Source organism: Gottfriedia acidiceleris (genome assembly GCF_023115465.1).
Taxonomy (GTDB): domain Bacteria; phylum Bacillota; class Bacilli; order Bacillales; family Bacillaceae_G; genus Gottfriedia; species Gottfriedia acidiceleris_B.
This window is the reverse complement of sequence record NZ_CP096034.1, coordinates 393,891-416,860: the sequence shown is the minus strand read 5'-3', so window position 1 is coordinate 416,860 and position 22,970 is coordinate 393,891. Positions and strand designations below refer to the sequence as shown.

Here is a 22,970-nt window from a genome sequence, read left to right as displayed (position 1 = left end):
AAACTACTATATAATTAACGTTTAAGATTAAACAAAAGCTAACAAGAAAAATAGTTAAATTTGTTATACTAAAATTAGACGATTTAATTATACAAAAAGTTTTATAATCTGACATTTTTTTTAATTATATGTTATGTTAACAAATAGTATTTATAACAATTTTAAAATTGTTTTAATATAATTTTATCAATAATCATTTTTCAGGAGAATTTTCACTAAAAAGTTAATTCATCTAAAGATTCTATGTTGGAGAATAAAATAAAAAACCTTCTTTTTGGAAGGTTTTTTTATATTTACATAATAACTAACTTAATTATACTATATAATTTTAATCCAAAAGAACTATTCATTCTAATTTTAGAGACTTTTGTATGTCGAAAATGTGTCGATTGAGTATTTAACCCGCGACATGATTGGGTTTGGCGGATTCAATTTTGCCTCAGATGTTATAACCTGGAACAAAAAAACAAGAATACCCAGAAAGTATTCTTGTTTTAGTTTTTAACTTTTTTAAGTTTTATTAACTATGCAAATTTCCTTTTAACCAAGGTCGATTCCGATAATGACCTATTGGAATTTGAATTAAACTTGTTTTTCCTATTTCGTTTATTTTGTATAGCTCATCGCATAATTTTACATTATATCCAAGTAGTGGATGCCCCCCTAATCCTAATGCTGATGCGGCTATTAGTAAACGCTGAACCATTATGCCAGCTTCCATTTGTTGGATTCGATAACCTCTATAACTATGTGTCGATTTTATATGCTCTATATTCCCTACTACATGTATACAAATTGGCACTTGGAATAAATTAACGGTAGGGGCATTCATTCCGTATTGGAGTTGCATACGATGATCGCCTAATTTAGTTTGTATTAGTGTATTTGTATGATCATCATAATAATATGCACCATTGTTAATTCCTTCAACGTTATACAAACATAAATATAATTTTGGCCGATTATTATTATTTTTAAAGGTTCCATCTAAATCATTTATATATGAGAAGGATGCTGTTGCCTCTTTTAGTAGTGTTGCTAAGTTTATTTGACTGATAGGGCGTAAAACAAAGTCAAGTTCAGGTGAAAACCGTTCTTTACATATAGTAGCTAAATCATAAGATAGTCGCTCCACTTTAGGTAAAGTTATTCGATGTCGTCCATCTGAAGCTTCAACAGCTTCTTCAACTTTTCTAAATGATTGTGTCGATTCGATCATCGATACTTTGTTCAGTTTAATTAGCATCGGGAACTCTTTAATCTTTTTTGATTTTACTAAATATTTATGTGAAACTGTTTGTAGCTCTTTGCTTAGATCAATAGAATTGTAATTTTTACTTTTTAACTTATTTTTTGAAATTAAGGTAGATTCTTCAATAGAGAGTGGAATGACGCCATATACACTTTCCTCGCGTTCGTTTATGCCAATTAAATGGTTGATTGCTCGATCTAGAAACTGGTAATATACTCCCGTTTTAAACCCAAAACTTTTAGCCATCTCTAATATCTGTCCAATTAGCACACCACAATCTAACCCTTGAAGGCGATATGAAAAATTATTGTATTTAAAGAAATTTTTCCAAAACATTGTTGAAATAAAAATAGTACCGAAACACTTTGTAAGATTACATCTATTTCCTAAAGCTCTTGATATATAAGAATCAAAATTTCCTTCTCTTAATAAAACTAAGCAATGTCTAGCAACATCATAATGATAAATCCCTGGAGTGACTTGGTCAGACTTAAGATATAAATACAATTCATTCGGATACAATCCTCCACCCGAGGGGATGAATCTTCGGTTTGAAGACATCATATTAACCATTTCGTTGGAACCGGAAGTTATTGCTGTTTGAGCAACTTGAGCTATTCCATATACATACCATAAAAAGTAGCCTATTTCGTCTAAATTCGGCTCAATTGAGTCCCTTTTTTCTTTTAAGGATAATGGAACGTTAAGTGAAAGTGGAATGGTAGGTAAATCTTTATAAAGCTTATAAGTTAGTGGGGCATCCTCCCAATCTACTTCCCAATCCAATTGATTTGCCTTTTCAATATCAAAATGAAGATTGTGTAGAAATGTTTGTAAACTCATCCAATCACCTCCTAGAACACCACCTATGGGAACGGGTGCGGATATGGATTGAGCTGCTCCGGCTTTAGCGGCTTCTTCGTATAGCCCATTTTAACAGGAACTTTTAACACTCGATCAAGTCCATTCAATCGTTTTAGATGATTGCCGAATGTCATAGGCAACATTCCTGGAATTAAGACTTTTACACAAGATAATCCATTTCTTTTGATTTCAGATGTAGTTTGGTCAACTACAATCACATCAAGATTTAATTGTTTAAATACTTGTAAAATATCCTTTAGATCATTCGTCAAATCCAGATGGTTTGTTTCCCATTTAAATTCTTCTTCAAAAGTCTTTAATGGACGGTTATCATCTAATAAAAACTTCAAACGCTCCTCTGCTTGTCGTAACCCATATAACATTCCATGATCATCCATTTGTTTAACGAGATTATTATCTAAAAGCATTTTCATAATTTGAGCGTAATTATCTTCAAACTTTTTATCCAATGTTAACATCATGCCAGCTAACTCATGTACTGCGCTTTTAACTGCCCTAACTGGATCAAGATGAGCGCCTGCTGCACAAATTAGATTTAAACCATGATCTTTACGGTTTTTTGCAATGGCAACAATACTTGGAATTCCATTCTCCATCGTCGAATTATATAAGTGAAGATCGTATCCGCCAACCAAACTCATGCGTTCAATCATTAAATCGAGTTCTTGATCCTTAGCCGATTTTGGATCAAGTCGAGGAAGAGGCAATTGAGCATACCAAGTCATTAAGAATGAATCCCGCTCAACAATTTCCAAAATACCATAAAAAATAGCTTCTTCTAAACTACCTCCTAATGCACATCCATTGGAAGTTTCATACACATAACCGTGTCCGCATCCTAGACTATAGTATGAAAGCAACTCTGGTACAAGAATCGGCTCTTCCTTCATAAATGAATAGCCCCATACCCAATCAATCTTTCGTTTAGGATTAAATTTTTTAAATGGAAAACGCGGCAGAGCATATTGTTCTTTCGAATGAGTACCGACAATTTCAGGATTAATTGCATAATCTTTTACGTTATTATAACTATCATGTACTACCGTTTTTTTCCCTCTTGGAGTGAGGCCGCAATACCTTTCTAACCCTTCTAAAATGGCAGTTAATTCACTAGATTCATATGAAAGTGTACGTCCCGCTGTTCCTTCATCCCCTTGGAGTAACGGTAGGTTTACGACTACATCTGCAAATGGCGTGGTTAGATCTATTGCCTTTCCATTTAAAAACCCTGTCTTTTGACCTAAATAGTCATTAACTAATACTTTTTTTAATTCATCCATTGAGCGACTACGATAGCTAGTTGGAGTAACTTTCATACTAGGCTCGAGTGAAATAATAGCAGAATCAGAAGTATCATCTTCTAATTCACCACATAATGGACATAAAGGATTCGGTAAAAAAAGTGATTAGAGCTTTTGAATGTTTTCATATTTAATAGAAAAATACGTTCCTCTAGACGAGTTTCTTTACCGTTCATAAATTTTTCTACTTCAGCTGCAATTAAGTAAGCCATTTGTAAAAGTCCCGTTCTTGTACCCCATACATCATCCGATACTCCATCAACTTCTACTAACTGATGATCTATTTCTAGCATTTCTCTGCGCTCTCTACCAGCCATTAAACGTCTAAAATCGGCACACTTTATACATCCTTTTTGCCCTGGATGTACTAAAGGTCCGATTACACCTTCCCCAAATGATACACAGGCACGAAGCCATGGAACAGTTCCTATCCTTAAAATTTCATCTGCGTTTTCATAAATTTTAGGGTTCCATGCATCATCCAAAATAAGTATTAAACTAGTATCTGCGTTAACCGAAGACTCTAATTCTTTCTGTTTAACTATTTTATATTTATTTAAAAGAATTTCGGATGTGTACTTACTTAATAATCCCTCTCCAAAAATGGTAACCGTTGAATTCAAATCGAGCTCACCTCTCTTAACAAGACACCATAAACTCCCGCGAGTTCATCTACATTAATCGATTCAAGCATAAACTCCAATGTTAGTAATTCCAGATTATTTTGTTTTAAGATATCGATCGCCGTGACTAATAATTCAGAATGTACACCACGATTAGATTTAGGGATAATCATTTCAGGCACTTGCTGTTCTTCCACTAACACTGATGAACTCTGGATTGCTTTTGATGAAAGTAGTGGAGTTTTATTTTGCGATTCCTTAAGTACTTGTTTTAGTGCATCCTGTAAGGCCAATGATCTATTTAAACCAACACTTCTATACCAGCCTATTTCTGTACCAATCCAGACTACTGGAAATCCACAAATCTCTGTTCCTAATGCTATTTTTGGAGATTCTTGTATTGTATTTAATGTTTGTAAATAAAATTGAGCACAATCATCTTCAATTTTTATCGCTTTAATTTCTTGAATATGATTTTTATGATCAGCTGATTGTTTATTAAGCTCTTCAGACAAGTATTTTTGTAGTGCTCTACAAATACTTTCTGAAAAAGTTTGACCAGTAGCAATTGCGATATATTCTCCAGGTTCAATACACTCTACAACATCAGACTCAGAATTCATAATAAGTTGACTGGCTATTTGAGATACATACATTTCTACCCCAGTAAGTCCCGCCTCTCTTCGTGCTTCTTCATGAGTTAATTCAGTACAAATCGTACTCGTTAATAGTTTTACTGGACCTTCTGTAAGAGGATCTACTACTTGTATCCGGCATTGAGCCAATGGTAGTTGATTTAATTCGCCCTCATCCCAAACGTGAAATAATCCAGTTTCTTGCGAATTGAACTGCCCTAAGTAAGTTAATAACTTACTTAGATCTCCTCTAGGTTTATTTTGCTCTAATTTCTCATCAAAATTATGAACTATTTTAGCTTTCGCTTTTCCAGTCACTAGTGGATGAGGAGAGAATGAGTGCCAACTGCCCTCTAGCGTCTCTTGGTTAATAATATAAACCTGATTATTCTTTTCTGTTTCGCGTGACTTTGTAATATCCTTAAATAACTCGAACACCATTATATTTGCCAACATTGCTGATGTAATCGAAGACACTATTTGGTTGGTTCCTTCTTCACAGAGTATGTTTTGATGCACACTTCTCCACGCCGACTCAAAACAAGCTTCAGAATTTAAAGTCACTAGTGGTCCGGCCATACAGATCTTTTGCGAAGAAATTGCTGGGATAAATCTCTTTTTCTCTCTTTTGCAGATTTCATTGAGCATTTTCAGCTCATAAACACGATCATCTTCTGATACGTATAAAATCGAGTCAAAAGTAGAAACAATCTCTTGTAATGAAAGCTTCTTTCTCTTAATTAATTCAACTTCGACTTCATGATCTGTCCTTTGTGCGATGTCTATCATTTCTTTTATTCGTTTTTTATCAGTATTCTCATTATTCGTTATTAAAAGATGAAATTTTGCTAACCCCGACTCTAATAATGCTGATACTAGCGAAGTGACAATTGCTCCAGAACCAATTGCCAATATCCTGGATTGACGATAGGTTTGAAAACGATATGCGCCAGACTCTCCAAAACAATTTAAAAACTCAATTTGACTTGCATACTTAGTTAAAATATCTTTAGATAATTGATGTGGATGATCCTTACTTACATCCCGTGCAAAGCCATTTTTATATAAGATCTCTCCTATTTCATATACTCTTTCTCGGTATTGGTCAGGCAAACCGTTTGTTAAAATTTCTAATGAGTGTTCACCGTTAAACATCGGAACTAACTTTTCAATCCACTGGTAAACAGATGCACCTTCCATTCGAAATGAACTTAAGTTATTCCTAAAATAAACACCTCCGTTCGAATCAGGTACAAAAAAAGTATCTCGATTAATCTTTAGACGTGCAGATGGATTCAATTTTGACATCCTTTTCAACCCCTTCGATACAGTGAGTTGTACATTGAATTACATAAATACTTTCTTCATAATCCTATGTATATTATGTACTCCTTATGTCATAACCTAACTTGATAGCCGTTGCCAAAAACTAATAAAAATCTATAAATAGCCCCTACTAAGATTAGTAGGGACTGATTGTCTATCTAGACAAATAGTTTTTATGAAACATTACATTTAACGGTGACAGCGACCGCAGCCTCCACATCGGAAACAGCCTCCGCAACCTCCACAGCCTCCACAGCCTCCACAACCAAAACAACTAAAAATAGGGAAAAAGCATGCAAAGCAAACTCGAGCATCTACATTTTGATACTGATTATAATCCCACGGAACTACTTGACTAGATTGAAACTGATCAACGTTTAATTGTTGAAGCTCTCTTTGAAAATCATACATTTTTATAACCTCCGACATAAAATTTGAAAGCGATTAAAAACATAACGTACTTAAATAAAATAAATACGATTCCTAATTTGAATCTACTAAAACGCAGACTCTCAACAACAAAATATGTTGAGGACTTGGGCATTGTTACCGATTCACTTGCCCAATTTATGAGCTGATTCTAAGTGCAAAAAAACCTCACATAAAAAGTGAGGTTTTTCAGAGTGTTGAAATATAAAATCGTCAATAGGGAAAACGGACTTTAATTGAACATTAGATAATGATAAAATTAGCATTTTTTAATATGTTTGAGCAATTTCATTATTTCAATAACACTAGAAATGATTTTTTTGAAGTTAAAAATATTATGAGCTTTTTTTAGAAAACAAATTCAATTGTTTAGTTTAATTAATGTTCGATATTTAATTGAGCTACAAGCTGATTAATATAAAACAGTTAGGTTACTCAAAGTAAAGGCTATTTGACTAGTATTTATTGCAGACTTTTTTTGTTTGAATAAGTTGATTGGAACGGAAGGATGCTCGACTCCTATGGGATAAGCGGGAAGGCTGAGACTCCGCAGGCTTGCCGAGGAGGCTCAGGTCTCGCCCCATGGAAAGCGAGCATCCTGTAGTGGAAATCAACATCACTCTGCTCCTTTTACGAAAATTTGATAACTTAATTGACAAGGTTGTTTTTCGTATATCTTTCATTTATTCTACTCTTTCATCATTAAAATCAGTTAATACTTAATCTTCATTAAGTTTAAAGTTATTAAGGGGTGAATATGAATATCCATTTTTTTTAATTGCTCTTTTATTTCTCCTGATTTCTTTTCCAAAAACTAATTTCGTTGCCTTTATTTTAAGTACTTTGAATAGTACGAGATATAGTAATAGTAGAGAATCAAAAATGAATAGTAAGTCCCCTATCATAAAAAACGAGAATATTGTATTGGAGATTTCTTCTGTTTGATCAAGAGTAGAAAATACAAAAACAGCATATCTTTCATAAACAGTACAGATTAAAAATATAGTTCCAACCACTAATGAAGTAAAACTATAACCAATAGATCGTTCTCTTTTATTGAATTCTAAAAAGATTGGAAGTATATATAGCAAAACAACAATAAAAATACTAAATAATAATCCTAACAAAGTAATTCGGCTATGTAACATAGACTGAACTAGCAAAAGTTTTCCTAGGATAAAAAAAAGTAACACTATACCCATCATTTCCCTCCTCATTTCTCCATTTAGAGCAACACTCATGATCACATCCGTATACAAATTAAACGAGTTCCTTTTCAAAATAAATTATAGCTTCGCTTATTAAAGTTTCAAATACTCTTTTTTACCGTTTTGATAGGTAAAAACAGCTAATATATAAAGTTTCATTAAATGATGCATGCCCTTCGTTAATTAAAGTAGATTGTCGAGTAAAATATATTTATTACCGTTTTTAACGGTAAAAATAGTCATATCCTTATTCATGATCTAAGTTTAAAATAATTTTGAAAACAATATCTTAACATCACTTTTTGTGATTGTTATCACAAAAATAATCAGTTTATGTTAGTAAAAATATTATTTTAGATCAAAGTAGGAGATGAGATGGATAAGGCGAGTTTAAGAAGATTACACTTAATCGATATTTTAAGTAGTCAAGAAAAATGGTTCAAAACGGAGGAGCTTGCTAAAAATTTAAATTGTACTGAGAAAACAATTCGAACTGACATACAAATTATCAATTCAACATTCCCGGAAGGATGGCATATTGAAACGATAAAAGGAAAAGGTATTTATATAAATAATCCAATTAATTCCTCGCTTGATCAAGTTCGTTCACTTTTTGTTAAGAACTCTTTATCGCTTCAGGTAATCATGTTTATTCTAATAAAAGAGATTGAACACATTAGTGATTTAGGAAAAGTCTTATATACGCATCACAATACTGTTTATAAAATTCTCGAACGAGTTGACACCTTATTGAAGTCTTATAATTTAAGTTTAAAGCGTGCACCACTTGAAATTGTAGGTAATGAGTTTCAAAAAAGAATCTTATGCTGTGATGTATTGTATGGTCTATATTCCCATACAAATAAATGGCCATATGATTCTCTATCGTATTCTATTATAAAAAAAGTAGTTACGAAGTCGGCTGAAAAAAATAATTTACTTTTATTTCCACCTACTATATATAAATATATTTATTATGTTGGTACGATGCTTCAAAGAATCGATCGAGATATACAATTGGATTTAAATCCTTCTAACAATATTAAGGATTCAAAGTTTTTTTCAGTTGCAACTGATATATGTATACAGCTAGAAAACATTTATAAAGTATCAATTCCATTAAATGAACTAAACGCACTTTCTATAATGATATCTGCATCCCCTTATTTTTCTAGCGATAATGAACCTCAAGATGAAATTATAAATAGCTACCATAATAAATCAGAAAAAAAATATATAGAATTACACGAGCTCGTTACGATGCTCGAAAAAAAGCTTAGTATAAAATTACATGATCATAATGAGTTTATTCTCACTCTTCAAAAACAATTTAAAGCCTTTTCCCTAGTTCTTTTTTTAAACGGTAGAATTGATCGATCTTGTCTCATTTCCGAATACGTTAAAAAGCGTTATCCGGATTTATTTAATAAAGTAAAAACGGTATTTCGTAATTGGTGTAATTTCTTTTCATACCCAGAAGTAAATAATGAAGTAATTGCTAAAATCACATTAAATATTCAAGCAATCATCATTAAATTATCATTAGTCAAAAAAAGGGTGCTACTGTTAAGTAGTGAAGGTTATGGTGTAAGACAGTATATAACAACTAAACTAATAAAAGAATTCGGAGATAAAATACAATTTGTTGAACTCCAAAATGGCGAATTGAGACCTGAAACAATTAGTCAATTACGTTTGGACTTTATCATTGCTGATTTTCAAATTGATATCGACATTGTTCCAATTGCGGTAATTAGTTCTACTCTATCACAGCGCGATATTAATCATATCTCCCATTTATTAAAATAAATTAAATAATCATTCTAAGGTGATTTTATGATAAAAGAAAGGTCAACATTAGTCACAAATGAGTTAGTTGAACGATTAAGTCAACTTGATCATGATACTTTTTTACACGGGATGCGTGTAGGTGAAATGTCTTATAAATTCAGTAGATATTTAGATTTCTCTTTGCATAAATCAAATCAATTACATTTTATTGGTTATGTTCATGATATTGGAAAGCTTAAAATACCAAATTCAATCGTTACAAAAAAAGGTCCTCTTACTGATTTCGAGTGGAATCTAATGAAGAATCACACAATTTATGGGTATGATTTATTAAAAAATTTATCATATCATAAAGATATTTTAAATGCTGTACGTTATCATCACGAAAATATTGATGGGACTGGCTATGAAGGTTTATATAGTAACGAAATTGACTTTAATTCGAAAGTAATTAGAATAATTGATAGTTTTGATGCACTAACCCATGATCGTTCTTATAGAAAAAAATGTTCAATTGAAATAGCCTTAAAAAAAATTCAAAAACAAAGTGGTACTGTTTATGACCAGGATTTAATAAAGGAATTCACTAAGTTTATTTGTAAACTGTATTAAGTAGTATCCAATAATACTAATAATTTACACCTATTAATTGCTAGACCAGGATCTATTAACATGTTATAGTTTCATTAAAATTATAAATTTCACTCGTATAATAGTGAGGATATGGCTCACAAGTTTCTACCGGTTAACCGTAAATTTACCGACTATGAGTGGTAACACATCTGACATTTAGCTCTAGTGAATCAAAGACTCAAAATGTGTTACTTCACTCATTTTATACAGTGAAGTACATGTTTTGAGTTTTTTTTAGATTAAGGGGGATCATTATGGAATTATTACTTAAAAAAATTGAACAAGAAGGAATCGTTTTAGCAAATGATGTATTAAAAGTGGATGCTTTCTTAAATCATCAAATGGATCCTGTTTTAATGAAAGAAATTGGGGAAGAATTTGCGCGATTATTTTCTGAAGAAAAAATAACAAAGGTAGTTACTATAGAATCTTCAGGTATCGGACCTGGGCTAATGACAGCACTTGCTTTAAATGTCCCTCTAGTTTTTGCACGTAAGAAAAAGTCAATCACAATGCAGCAAGATGTTTATACTGCCAAAGTATATTCATTTACAAAAAAAGAAGAAAATGAAATTTCAGTTTCTCATAAATGGTTAGACGAAGGCGATAAAGTTTTAATAATAGACGACTTCTTAGCAAACGGACAGGCGGCTCTTGGATTACTTTCAATCTTGGAACAAGCGAAGGCAGAAACAGTTGGATTTGGAATCGTAATTGAAAAATCATTCCAAGATGGTGGAAAGATTCTGCGTGATCGTGGTTACCGAGTTGAATCTCTTGCTCGTATTCAATCTTTAAAAGACGGACAAATTAAATACTTCAATGAAGAATTAACTGTTTAAAAATAAAAAAGACATTGTTTGAACGATTTGTATTGTTCACAATGTCTTTTTTCTATAAATTAAGCCTTTTTTAGGATTAAATATACAAAGTAAGGTCTACCGATTAGCGCTACTATAAATCCTGCTGTTATTCCTTCTGGATCGATTAAATTTGTTCCGATTGTGTCGGCAACTAATAATAATCCACCAATTAGAATTGCGATTGGTATAAATAATTGATTTCTAGTGCCAACTAAACTCTTAGCAATATGTGGTGCCCTTAATGCGATAAACGGAATTCCTCCTGTTACTGAAACAGCAAATGCTGCTAACATAAAAACAATTCTTTCTTTTTCTAAGGAGACCCCTACCCCGATTGCAACAGGCTTATTTAAATTCAGAAGGTTTAATGTATTTGCTTTATATAAAGTAAACGGAATTAATACAATTAACCCGTCTATTTACTAATATTGTCAACATTAGTTTTTAGTGAAATCATTGAATAATTGTCAAAAATGGTTTATATTTTATTGAGAATGATAATCAATGACAGAATATTCTGGAGTGAGAACATAATGAACATGAACGATCTTTATGATGTAACAGTAATCGGAGGAGGTCCTGCTGGACTATACTCTACTTTTTATAGTGGTTTAAGAGAAATGAAAACAAAAATAATAGAATTTCAATCTGAATTAGGTGGGAAAGTTCATTGTTATCCTGAGAAGATGATTTGGGATGTTGGAGGACAGCCACCAATTCATGGTGAGAAATTCATCGGCCAAATCGTTCAGCAAGGTTTAACTTTTGATCCTACAGTTGTATTAAATGAAAAAGTCGACACGATCAATCGTGATGATAATGGCATTTTTATTTTACATACTTCTTCAGGTCAAAAGCATTATTCTAAAACAATTATTGTTGCAGTTGGTAGTGGAATATTAAACCCAACGAAGCTTAAAATAGATGGTGCAGAAAGATTTGAAGTTTCAAATTTAAACTATACAGTAAAATCACTTAAACATTTTAAAGACAAAACTGTAATCGTTTCCGGTGGTGGTAACTCTGCGATTGATTGGGCTAATGAATTAGAGCCGGTAGCTAAGAAAGTTTATTTAACTTACCGAAAAGATGCTCTAAAAGGTCATGAAGCACAAGTCTCTCAATTAATGAATAGTTCAGTAGATTGTCTTTTCAACACATCAATTACGAAATTAATTGCTTGTCAAAATCATGAAGAAATAGAAAAAGTTGAACTAACAAATAACGAAACTGGTGAAATATCTCATTTGGCAATTGATGAAGTAATCATAAACCACGGTTATGAACAAGATACTTCATTATTAAATAACAGTGAAATAAAAGTAGAAATGATTCAGGATTTCTATATTAAAGGGAATACAACGAGTGAAACTTCAATTGAAGGGATTTACGCAGCTGGAGATATTTTAATGCATGAAGGAAAGTTACAATTAATTGCTGGTGCATTTCAAGATGCCGCTAATGCCGTTAATAAAGCGAAGCAATATATTCAACCAGATGCTAGTGGTTCTGCAATGGTTTCTTCTCACAATGAGGTATTTAAACAACGAAATCGTGATTTAATTAAACAGATGATGAACTAATCTTAGCAAATTTCCACTTGGCTAATAACAAAAAAAAAACGAATTCCATGTGAATTCGTTTTTACATGCTGTTGAAAAACTACCTTGTCAATTCATTATCAAATTTTCGTAAAAGAAGTAGAGTGATGTTGATTTCCACTATCTCATTTCCACACCGTCATATATTTTTTTCGATATTTTGGATCCTCTTCAGTTTCAATTAACTCTAAAGCCTTTTGTTTAATCTCTTCATTCTTAAATGCATCATAAAGGTTTCTCATACATTGAATGATATCGTAACGAATCAATGTATAGTTCTTCTCTTCTTTGCAATTTAAATAACGATTTTCTAGATGATCAAGGACAATTGCTCTTTGTTCAGGACCAGCTAATCCTACTCTCCATATTGATTGTAATGTATGTCTTGCAGTAACAAATTTTGGATCATATGTAACTTGCCAAATTTCGGGAAAATCATTTAGCATTCTTTTTTCTGGATCACTAATTGCTAAATTTGAGAGAAATTGTGCCGCTCTTGACCGCTTGTGATTTCCTTTATGAGTTAGATCTGATTTTAATCGATCCCATACTTCATATGACCAATCCACTTTCTCTTTTGTAACGGAAATAATGTAGTTAAAGGCTTCGAATTGCAAATTCTTGTCTTTAGATTCAAGGTTTTCAAAATAAGTTTGTACTTGTTGATCCATTTCATGTACCCCGTTGAGAATAAAAAATTCTTTTATCTAGATATCATTCCCCAGTATTTATTAACTATGAAAAAAATTATCTTATCTTTCATCATTTTTTTTCGATTTATACTAATACTAATCCTACTTATTCCAGTCAATATAAATAATATCGTTGCATTATTTATTTAATTAAACGTTTGTTTAGTTTTAAATTAAGTGGTTTTCAGTAAAAATATACCTTTGTATTACTAATAAAATTAAAATAAATGAACGATATGCAGTCCCTGGTCGTATAAGAAGTAAGGAGGGATTTTTATGAAAACAATTTTATTTGAAGAAGATAAATTAATCATTACACTTTCTAGTCTTGAAACAATATTAGGATTAAAACATACCATAGTAGTTCCCTATAGCGATATCAGTGATGTTTCGATTGAGGATATACATGAATTTCTTTGGAAAATATACGGTACACACTTAGGAGCATCTAAATATGGCCATTTCAAAAAAGACGGTGTGAACTATTTTCTTGCTACTAGTACTAATAAGGGAAATTTAGTATTAACGTTAACTAACCACAAATACGATAAAATCATTTTAGAACTAGATCACGTTGAAGATGTTTTACAAAAGATACAAAATACGTTACGTACTAATATTAAATAACTTAAATAAGACTGTCTTTAACGGACAGTCTTATTACATGCTGTTGAAAAACTACCTGGTCAATTAATTATCAAATTTTCGTAAAAGGAGTAGAGTGATGTTGATTTCCACTACAGAGTGCTCGCTTTCCATGGGGCGAGACCTGAGCCTCCTCGGCAAGCCTGCGGGGTCTCAGCCTTCCCGCTAATCCCATAGGAGTCGATCACCCCTCCGTTTCAATCAACTTATTCAATCAAAAAAAGTCTGCAATAAATAAAAGTCAAATAGCCTTTACTTAGAGTAATCTAACTGTTGTATATTAATCAGCTTGTAGATCAATTAATATCGAACAATTATTAAACTAAACATTCAAAAAATGCTAATTTTATGATTATTAAATGTACATTTAAAGTCCGTTTTCCCTATTGACGACTTTATATTTCAACACTCTGAATAAGACTGTCTTTAACGGACAGTCTTTTTACTAGAATTTAATTTTATGACTTCACCGCTTCAACCGTAACTTCTTCAAATGGCCAAGCTGGAAGCATTTTTCTTAACACTTTATCTTCTCTATATCCAAGGTCATATTCAGCTTGCATAATTGTGTGAATTTCTCTTGTTCCTTCGTAAATAACAGGTGCTTTTGAGTTTCTTAAATAGCGTTCCACTGGGAATTCGTTTGAGAATCCGTATGCACCGTGAATTTGAACTGCATCGTTTGCTGCTTCATTTGCGGCATTACAAGAGATCCATTTTGCTAGAGACGTTTCTCTAGTGTTACGTTTTCCATTATTTTTTAACCAACCAGCCTTATAAACTAATAGACGTGAGATTTCAAGGTTTGATGACATTTTTGCGATCATTTGTTGTACTAATTGATGTTTACCAATTTCTTTTCCAAATGTTTTTCTCTCATTACAGTATTTTACGCTTGCTTCAAGTGATGCCTGGATTAATCCGCAAGCACCAGCTGCAACTGTGAATCGTCCATTATCAAGCGCAGACATAGCAATTTTAAACCCTTCGCCTTCGAAACCTAGTAAGTTTTCAGCTGGGATTCTTACATCATCTAAAAATACTTCACCAGTATTCCCTGCTCTAATTCCCATTTTTCCTTTGATCGCTTTTGTGGAAACGCCTTCAAAAGTTCGTTCTACGATAAAGCAAGAAATTCCATGGTGCTTTAAGTCATGATTTGTTTTCGCAAAAATTAAGAAATGATCAGCTACATCACATAAAGAAATCCATGTTTTTGATCCGTTTAAGATGTAACTATCTCCATCTTTTACAGCTGTTGTTGCCATTGCTACTACATCTGATCCTGCATTTGGCTCTGTTAATCCAAACGCACCAATTTTTTTTCCTTGCGCTTGAGGAACAAGATATTTTTTCTTTTGTTCTTCAGTACCCCATTGAAGTAATGTCATACTATTTAAACCAGTATGTACTGAAACAGCAGTACGGAAAGCAGTATCTCCACGTTCTAATTCCTCACATACAATCGCTAATGTGTTATAATCCATTCCTACTCCGCCGTATTGTTCTGGAATACATACACCCATTAATTGTAAATCTGCAAGTCGTTTTAGAATATTAGCTTCAAAATGTCCTTTTTCATCCCATTCTTTGATAAAAGGGATAATTTCTCTGTCTACAAATGACCTGACTACTTTCCTTACACTAATTTGTTCCTCTGATAATGAAAAATCCATTTTTATTTCCTCCTTAAATTGTTTGATTACGTTTCATTTCTTCTATTTCAATTTGGGAATATCCTAGTTTACTTACTATTTCTTCTGTATGCTCGCCATGTAGGGGCGGGTGTCTTAATACTTCAATTGGTGTTTTTGATAATTTTAACGGTGATCCGACTAATTTTAGATCCTTTATAAAAGGATGGGTTACATCCAACACCATTTCTCTCGATTTAGCTTGTTCAGACTGTAGAGCTTCACTCACATTATTTATTGGGCCATTTGGAATCCCTATTTGATCTAATAATTGTTTCCACTCTTTTTTACTTTTCAACTTCAACTTATTTTGAATTAATTGCTCTATTTGTTTTCTATGCTGTAAACGGCTAGTATTTGTCTTAAATTTTTCATCCAATAAAATTGGTTCATCAATTAGTAAAGTAAACCTTTTAAATTGTTCGTCATTACCTACCGCTACGACTAATTCACCGTCACTTGCAGTAAAGACTTGATATGGAACGATATTTGGGTGTTGATTCCCCATTCGTTCAGGAACAATTCCACTACATAAATAATTACTAGCTACATTTACTAAAGCAGCTAGCTGAGAGTCAAACAATGAAATATCGATTTCCTGGCCTTCTCCTGTACGATCTCGATTTTGAAGTGAAGCAAGAATCCCAATACATGTAAATAGACCAGTTAAAACATCGGAAATGGCTACACCTACTTTTGTTGGCTCTGCCTCTTTCTCACCAGTAATGCTCATTAATCCAGACATCGCTTGGATGATATAATCATATCCTGGTAAACTTGAATTCGGTCCTTCACTACCAAATCCACTAATGGACGCTAGTATTATATCTTCCTTTATTTTCGTCAAGTCCTCATACCCAAAACCTAGTTTTGTCATTGTTCCAGGTTTGAAATTTTGAACAACTACATCAGCCTCTGAAACTAGCTTTTTTAAAATTTCTTTACCTTGCTCACTTTTTAAGTTTAGTGTTATGCCTTTTTTATTGCGGTTCGCACATAAATAATAAGCGCTTTCACCTTCAACGAAAGGTGGCCCCCATCCCCTTGTTTCATCGCCATTATTTATACTTTCTACTTTTATAATCTCTGCTCCTAAATCCCCAAGGATCATCGTACAAAAGGGTCCGGCTAGTACTCTTGTTAAATCAATGATTTTTATTCCATGTAATGCACCCGGCAATTTTTCCACCTCTATTAATCTAGTTAATAAGCCAGTAAAACGATCAATCACAATAGTTGAATTGAATGTTTAACTGGCTTACAACTGCGCTTTGTATTAACAGTAGATTTATTAAATGTCTAACCCAATTGAAATATATTTAACTTCTAAAAATTCTTCAATTCCAAAATGACCGCCTTCTCTTCCAAGACCGCTCTCTTTATAACCGCCAAATGGAACTTGTACAGCAGAAGGTGTGCCATCGTTTAGTCCAATAATTCCGTACTCAAGTGCTTCTGTAATACGGAAAGAACGACTTAAGTTTTCCGTATAAACATATGCAGCAAGACCGTAATTTGAATTATTTGCTCTTTCAATTACTTCTTCTTCGGTTTTAAACGTAGTAATTGGTGCAAGTGGACCAAATATTTCTTCCTTCATACATGCCATTTCATCCGTAATACCCGTTAAAATCGTTGGTGCATAATAATATCCATTTTCCTCTGAAGGTTTATTTCCACTATATACGATTTTCCCACCATTATTAGTAGCGTCTTCAACTAGCGTTTTTACCTTTTCTAAAGCTGCATGATCAATTAGTGGACCAACATCAATTCCCTCTTCTAAGCCGTTACCCACTTTTAATTTTTCTAGCTCTTTTGTAAATAACGCTGTAAATTCTTCTGCTACACTTTCCTGTACATAAATACGATTTGTACAAATGCAAGTTTGACCTGCATTACGGAATTTTGACTGCACTAAACCAACCGCTGCTTTTGATAAATTAGCATCATCCATGACAATAAATGGTGCATTTCCACCAAGCTCTAGTGAAACCTTTTTGACATTCTCTGCTGCTCCTACCATTAGCGTTTTGCCAACTTCAGTAGAGCCAGTGAATGTAATCTTTGTTACCCTTGGATCTTTTAACCATACATCACCAATTTCAGCAGACTTACCAGTAACAACATTAATTACACCTTTTGGGATTCCCGCTTCATGAGCAAGCTCCGCAAGCTTTAACGCTGTTAAGGGTGTTTGAGTAGCTGGTTTAATAACTGTTGTACAACCAGCTGCAAGTGCAGGAGCAACTTTTCTTGTAATCATAGCTGCCGGGAAATTCCAAGGAGTAATTGCTGCTACAACTCCTACAGGTTCTTTCCTAATTAGAATTCGTTTATTAGGTTGTGATGCAGGAATTGTTTCTCCATATACACGTTTGCCTTCTTCTGCATACCAAGAAATAAAACCATTTGCATAAACAGTTTCACCTAACGCTTCTTTTAATGGTTTACCTTGCTCAATTGTCATTAATTTAGCAATTTCTTCTTTCTTTTCGTCAATAAGACGATACCAGTTCATTAGTAAATGATATCTTTCTTCTGCTGTCTTTTTTGACCAAGTTTTAAATGCTTTATGAGCAGCATCAACAGCTAATTTAGCTTCATATGTACCACCCGTTGGAATTGCCCCTACAACTGCACCAGTTGCAGGATTTGTAACCTTCGTATAATATTCATGATCGTTCCCAACCCATGTACCATCTATATACATTGGGTAGACTTCATATTTCTCTTTAATTTGGCTCATGAGTTTACCTCCAATTGTAATTCTGGTAGTAGTACAGCTTCAATTGACTCCCTTAAAATATCTAGTCCTTCTTCAAGCTGTTCATCTGTAATCGTTAGTGGCATTAACAAACGAATAACATTGCCAAAGATACCTGCGCTTAACAACATTAACCCTCTATTGTTAGCTTCTTTTACAATCTTTCCAACTGTCACTTTATCTGGTGTTTTATCTTTCTTATTTGTTACAATCTCCATTGCACACATTGCGCCAATTCCGCGAATATCACCTATTTGTTCAAACTGTTTAGCCCACCCATGCATTTTCTCATTAACTTTTTCGCCAATTACAACAGCTCGCTCATTTAAACCTTCTTCCTCAATGATATCGAGTACTGCTAATGCTGCACGACATCCAAGTGGACTTCCAGAGTATGTTCCGCCTATTTCTCCGGCATCAGATGCTTCCATAATTTCTTTTCTACCAATAACGCCACTAATAGGTACTCCTGCACCCATTGATTTTGAAATGGTAATTAAATCAGGCTCAACTCCAAAGTGCTCAATTGCAAAATATTTACCTGTTCTAGCAAAACCAGTTTGAATCTCATCTGCTACAAATAATATGCCATATTGCGTACAGATTTCTCTAACCCTTTTTACAAAGTCAAGATCAGGAACAATAAAGCCACCTTCACCTTGAATTGGTTCCATTACGACTGCAGCAATCGTTTCTGGTGCAACCTCTGCAATCAAAAACTGTTCAAATTGTTCAATGATAAATTTACTATATTCTTTTTCATCCATTTGATCTGGACGACGGTAAACATATGGGTATGGTGCTTTATATACTTCAGGAGCAAATGGTCCAAATCCATATTTGTATGGCTTAACTTTACTTGTCATCGTCATTGTCATTAATGTTCGACCATGGAATCCTCTAGTAAAGGAAATGATTCCTTGACGCTTTGTATACTTTCTTGCAATTTTCACTGCATTTTCAACAGCTTCTGCGCCACTATTAAAAAATGCTACTTGTTTTTCAAAACTTCCAGGTGAAAGTTCAGCTAATCTTTCTGCAAGCTGAATATAAGATTCATACATCATGACATTAAAGCCTGTGTGAATATAATCGCCAGTCTGAGCTTGAAGCGCCCTTACTACTCTAGGATGGGAATGGCCCACATTTATTGTTCCAATTGCACCTGCAAAGTCAATAAACGTATTACCATCAATATCCTCAACTAATGCACCCTTTGCTTTTTTTACAAATGCTGTACTATTATTACTAATTCCTTTTGGAACCACTTTATTTCTTCTTGCAACCAACTCTTGTGATTTTGGTCCTGGAATTGAAGTTTGGATTTTAACGAATTTTCGATCTGCCATAATTGCACCATCCTATCTATAATGATTTTTGAATGTAATGAAAGCATGTCATGATTATCGGTCATGACATGCAGTAAAGACTAAACTTCAATAGTAGATAAAATTTCTTTAAATGCACTTACTACAGTATCAACTTCTTCATAGCTAATTTTTAAAGAAGGCTCGATACGAATTGTTTTTGAGTTAATTAATGTACCAGCAACTAGGATCCCTTTATCAAACATTCCTTTAGAAACTTCATAGCCAATTTCATCTTGATGGAACTCGATTCCAATCATTAAACCTTGACCACGAATTTCTAAAACTTTGTCTTCATGTCCTTTTGCTGCTTCTTTTAATTGATCTAAGAAGTAAGCCCCAACTACTTCTGCTCTTTCAGGTAATTTTTCTTCAAGAAGCACGCTGATTGTAGCAATAGCTGCTGCACATGCTAATGGATTTCCACCAAATGTTGTTGTATGCATAAATGGATTTGGGAACCAGCTTTTGAATACTTCTTCTTTTGCAACTACTGCTCCAGCTGGCATAACTCCGCCGCCGAATGCTTTAGCAAGACAAATAATGTCCGGAACTACTTCATATAAATCAGCAGCAAACATTTTTCCAGTACGTCCCATACCTGTTTGAACTTCGTCAAAAATTAGTAGAGCTCCATACTCATCACATAGTTCACGAACTTCTTTTAAGTAGTTTGGAGGAGGAAGAATAATTCCACCTTCACCTTGTATTGGCTCAAGTATAACTGCTGCAACATCTTCACCTACTAAAGAGCAAGTTTCAAATGTTTTTCTCATCATATCAATGTCACCAAATGGAACATGACGGAATCCAGGAATTAACGGTAAAAACGGTTTACGGAACATGCCTTTTGCAGTACCAGATAAAGAACCTAAGCTTTTTCCGTGGAATGCACGTGTAGTTGAGATAAATGTACTGCGCTCACTATACATTTTTGCAAGCTTTAATGCTGCTTCTACACTTTCAGTACCACTATTTGTAAAGAATGAGAATTTTAAATCACCAGGTGTAATATCTGCTAAAATTTTAGCAAGCATTGCACGTAATGGATCTAATAAATCTTGGCTATGAAGTGCCTGTCTTTTTAACTGATCTGTAACTGCTTTGATAACTTTTGGATGACGGTGTCCAACATTATAAATTCCAAATCCGCCTAGACAGTCAATATACTCTTTACCATTTACGTCTTTAAAGCATGAGCCGCTATCAGACCATTCAACAGATGCAAATTGACCGCCTTCTGTAACAGTTTTACGGTAAGCAAGGAAACCTGGGTTTACATGCTCTCTAAAACCATCAACTGTTTCCTTAGTAATCCATGCAGCGTCTTCTTCTGTAACAGTCTCTTTTTCTATTAAACTTAAAACCTTATTAATGTACTCGGTTACATTTTTTTCTTCACTTTTTAATTCGTTTTTTAAGTTGATACTCATTTTGTTCACTCCTATAGTCATTTTATCTATTTTTTTCTTACCTATCTGTCTCTTCTTAAAACTGCCTAAAATTATTCTGCAAACCATCCAATGGGTTCAACTTGTAAATTAATGTTAATTTGTTTAATTTCTTGGAATTCTTCTAGCCCAAATGTACCTAAGCTACGTCCTACACCGCTTTGTTTGTAGCCGCCCCAAGGAGCTTCATTGTATGTTGGGTGGTATGAGTTAATCCAAGTAATGCCTGAACGTAGCTTTTTAATTACCCTTAAAGCTTTCGCTCCATCTTTACTAAAGACAGCACCCGCTAAACCATATACAGTGCCATTTGCAAGTTTTATTGCTTCTTCTTCAGATTTAAACTTTTGAATACATACGACTGGACCAAAAATTTCTTCTTGGACAATGCGCATATTTTGTTCAACATCTGCAAAAACAGTTGGTTCAACAAAATAACCTTTTTCTAAGCCATTTCTTTCGATTCGATTTCCACCGCAAGCAAGCCTTGCACCTTCTTCTTTACCTATTTGTATATAGCTTAAAACTTTTTCTAAATGCTCTTTACTAACTAGTGGCCCCATTTCTGTTTCAGCTATATTACCAGGACCTACTTTAATTTTCCCAGCTCGCTCTACAAATCGCTCTACGAAGCGATCATAAATTGATTCTTCGACTAAAATTCTTGATCCAGCCGAACAAACTTGACCTGAACCTGCAAAAATCCCAAATAGAGCATAATCGACGGCCGTTTCAAAATCTGCATCTGCAAAAATAATATTCGGAGATTTTCCACCAAGCTCTAGAGATACTTTTTTCATTGTATCTGCCGCTGTTTTCATGATATGTTTGCCCGTTTTTGTTCCACCTGTGAATGAAACCATATCAACATCAGGGTTGGCAGCGATTTCATTTCCAACTACTGGACCAGCACCCATAACCATATTTGCTACACCTTGTGGAAGACCAACCTCTTCAAAAATTTCAAATAATTTCTTAGGTGTCACTGGTGTTACCTCAGATGGTTTAAAAACGATTGTATTACCTGCCGCTAATGCTGGAGCAATTTTCCATACACTCATTAATAATGGATAGTTCCAAGGAACAATTAATCCACATACTCCAATTGGTTCGCGAACAACCATAGCCTGCATAGGATCTGCTACATGGTAAGTAAAACCATCTGGCTTTGTAATTAATCCTGCATAATAACGAAAACAAGCTGCTGCATCGGCAACATCAAAGCCCGCTTCACGATTTGGTTTACCGTTATCTAACGTTTCAAGTTTCGTTAATTCCTCTTGGTACTCTTCTATTTTGTCTGCAATTTTAAATAAATAAGTTGCTCTTTCTTGAGCAGATAAATCAGACCATCTTCCATCATTGAATGCTTTACGAGCAACATCAATTGCTTCTTTCGCATCTTCAACCGTTCCTTCAGGAGCATATGCAATGATTTCTCCATTTGCCGGGTTAATAACAGGGCGTTTCTCATGATTGCTAGAATCTTTCCATTCGCCATTAATAAACATCTTTAAATCAATTGTTTTAAATTGAACATCGACCATTGTATATAAACCCTCCTTAAATTCTTAACAATTTAATAGTTTGCAAGAACCGTGCCAACTTTAATACTCCTAATTTATAAGGGTTTAACTTCAAATACCCTGTAGACTACTATTCAATTTTGCATAACACTATTACACTTTGCATAATCTTTGAAACTCGTACAAATTCTGCAGTAATTAAACGTTTTTTAAACTATTTCTGTAAAACGACATATTAAGAAAATTCATTGCATAGGCTAGAACACCATGAAAGGGGGAAA

Annotated in this window: 16 protein-coding genes, 2 pseudogenes and 1 riboswitch; of the genes and pseudogenes, 5 read left to right on the top strand and 13 right to left on the bottom strand. The window is 33.6% G+C overall.

Going from position 1 to position 22,970, the window contains the following annotated elements; genetic code table 11:
• Positions 1 to 520: 520 nt before the first annotated feature.
• The 5 genes and pseudogenes from MY490_RS02015 to MY490_RS01995 form a co-directional block, all read right to left on the bottom strand.
• Positions 521 to 2,095 (bottom strand): SagB family peptide dehydrogenase, encoded by a 1,575-nt coding sequence (locus MY490_RS02015; protein ID WP_248267761.1) that lies wholly within the window; start codon positions 2,093 to 2,095, stop codon positions 521 to 523.
• Between the two features lie 23 nt (positions 2,096 to 2,118).
• Positions 2,119 to 4,061 (bottom strand): annotated as a pseudogene (locus MY490_RS02010) (TOMM precursor leader peptide-binding protein).
• Positions 4,058 to 6,004 carry a putative thiazole-containing bacteriocin maturation protein gene (locus MY490_RS02005; RefSeq protein WP_248267760.1) on the bottom strand — a complete coding sequence of 649 codons (1,947 nt, stop codon included), beginning with the start codon at positions 6,002 to 6,004 and terminating at the stop codon, positions 4,058 to 4,060. Before MY490_RS02005 ends, MY490_RS02010 begins: the two are co-directional and overlap by 4 nt.
• A 207-nt stretch (positions 6,005 to 6,211) precedes the next feature.
• A complete protein-coding gene (locus tag MY490_RS02000; RefSeq protein WP_248267759.1) occupies positions 6,212 to 6,433 on the bottom strand; it encodes a heterocycloanthracin/sonorensin family bacteriocin in 222 nt (73 codons plus the stop codon).
• 737 nt (positions 6,434 to 7,170) lie between these two features.
• On the bottom strand, positions 7,171 to 7,653 hold the full coding sequence (locus tag MY490_RS01995) for a hypothetical protein (protein ID WP_248267758.1): 483 nt from the start codon (positions 7,651 to 7,653) through the stop codon (positions 7,171 to 7,173).
• A 381-nt stretch (positions 7,654 to 8,034) separates the two neighbouring features.
• Between MY490_RS01995 and MY490_RS01990 the strand changes: the two genes are divergently transcribed.
• The 3 genes from MY490_RS01990 to MY490_RS01980 all read left to right on the top strand — a co-directional run bounded on the left by MY490_RS01990 (position 8,035) and on the right by MY490_RS01980 (position 10,925).
• Complete coding sequence (locus MY490_RS01990; protein ID WP_248267757.1) at positions 8,035 to 9,468, top strand: BglG family transcription antiterminator; 1,434 nt, start codon at positions 8,035 to 8,037, stop codon at positions 9,466 to 9,468.
• A 27-nt stretch (positions 9,469 to 9,495) separates the two neighbouring features.
• On the top strand, positions 9,496 to 10,062 hold the full coding sequence (locus MY490_RS01985; protein WP_248267756.1) for an HD-GYP domain-containing protein: 567 nt from the start codon (positions 9,496 to 9,498) through the stop codon (positions 10,060 to 10,062).
• A gap of 73 nt (positions 10,063 to 10,135) precedes the next feature.
• Positions 10,136 to 10,237: riboswitch (purine riboswitch) on the top strand.
• A 100-nt stretch (positions 10,238 to 10,337) separates the two neighbouring features.
• The gene (locus tag MY490_RS01980) at positions 10,338 to 10,925 is read left to right on the top strand and encodes a xanthine phosphoribosyltransferase (protein ID WP_248267755.1); all 588 of its coding nucleotides are present in this window, start codon (positions 10,338 to 10,340) and stop codon (positions 10,923 to 10,925) included.
• Between the two features lie 59 nt (positions 10,926 to 10,984).
• On the opposite strand, the pseudogene MY490_RS01975 reads toward MY490_RS01980, so the two are convergent.
• A pseudogene (locus tag MY490_RS01975) lies at positions 10,985 to 11,356 on the bottom strand (iron chelate uptake ABC transporter family permease subunit); the annotation flags it as partial.
• Between the two features lie 123 nt (positions 11,357 to 11,479).
• On the opposite strand from MY490_RS01975, the gene MY490_RS01970 reads away from it, so the two are divergent.
• Positions 11,480 to 12,529 (top strand): NAD(P)/FAD-dependent oxidoreductase, encoded by a 1,050-nt coding sequence (locus MY490_RS01970; RefSeq protein WP_248267754.1) that lies wholly within the window; start codon positions 11,480 to 11,482, stop codon positions 12,527 to 12,529.
• A gap of 143 nt (positions 12,530 to 12,672) precedes the next feature.
• Here the strand turns inward: MY490_RS01970 and MY490_RS01965 are convergent, their stop codons facing one another.
• Positions 12,673 to 13,218, bottom strand: coding sequence for a hypothetical protein (locus MY490_RS01965; RefSeq protein WP_248267753.1), 546 nt, complete (start codon positions 13,216 to 13,218; stop codon positions 12,673 to 12,675).
• A gap of 297 nt (positions 13,219 to 13,515) precedes the next feature.
• Between MY490_RS01965 and MY490_RS01960 the strand changes: the two genes are divergently transcribed.
• Positions 13,516 to 13,866: a PH domain-containing protein gene (locus tag MY490_RS01960; protein ID WP_248267752.1), complete on the top strand. Its 351-nt coding sequence runs from the start codon at positions 13,516 to 13,518 to the stop codon at positions 13,864 to 13,866.
• Positions 13,867 to 14,342: 476 nt separating this feature from the next.
• Here the strand turns inward: MY490_RS01960 and MY490_RS01955 are convergent, their stop codons facing one another.
• The 6 genes from MY490_RS01955 to MY490_RS01930 all read right to left on the bottom strand — a co-directional run bounded on the left by MY490_RS01955 (position 14,343) and on the right by MY490_RS01930 (position 22,710).
• Positions 14,343 to 15,560, bottom strand: coding sequence for an acyl-CoA dehydrogenase family protein (locus tag MY490_RS01955; RefSeq protein ID WP_248267751.1), 1,218 nt, complete (start codon positions 15,558 to 15,560; stop codon positions 14,343 to 14,345).
• Positions 15,561 to 15,573: 13 nt separating this feature from the next.
• The gene (locus MY490_RS01950) at positions 15,574 to 16,758 is read right to left on the bottom strand and encodes a CaiB/BaiF CoA transferase family protein (protein WP_248267750.1); all 1,185 of its coding nucleotides are present in this window, start codon (positions 16,756 to 16,758) and stop codon (positions 15,574 to 15,576) included.
• A gap of 111 nt (positions 16,759 to 16,869) precedes the next feature.
• Complete coding sequence (locus MY490_RS01945) at positions 16,870 to 18,327, bottom strand: NAD-dependent succinate-semialdehyde dehydrogenase (RefSeq protein ID WP_248267749.1); 1,458 nt, start codon at positions 18,325 to 18,327, stop codon at positions 16,870 to 16,872.
• Entirely contained in the window at positions 18,324 to 19,694 is a 1,371-nt protein-coding gene (gene gabT / locus MY490_RS01940; RefSeq protein WP_248267748.1) for a 4-aminobutyrate--2-oxoglutarate transaminase, read from the bottom strand. The genes MY490_RS01945 and gabT overlap by 4 nt, the downstream gene beginning before the upstream one ends.
• A gap of 80 nt (positions 19,695 to 19,774) precedes the next feature.
• Positions 19,775 to 21,145, bottom strand: a complete 1,371-nt coding sequence (locus MY490_RS01935) for a putrescine aminotransferase (RefSeq protein ID WP_248267747.1) — start codon at positions 21,143 to 21,145, stop codon at positions 19,775 to 19,777.
• Between the two features lie 71 nt (positions 21,146 to 21,216).
• A complete protein-coding gene (locus MY490_RS01930; RefSeq protein WP_248267746.1) occupies positions 21,217 to 22,710 on the bottom strand; it encodes an aldehyde dehydrogenase family protein in 1,494 nt (497 codons plus the stop codon).
• Positions 22,711 to 22,970: the final 260 nt, after the last annotated feature.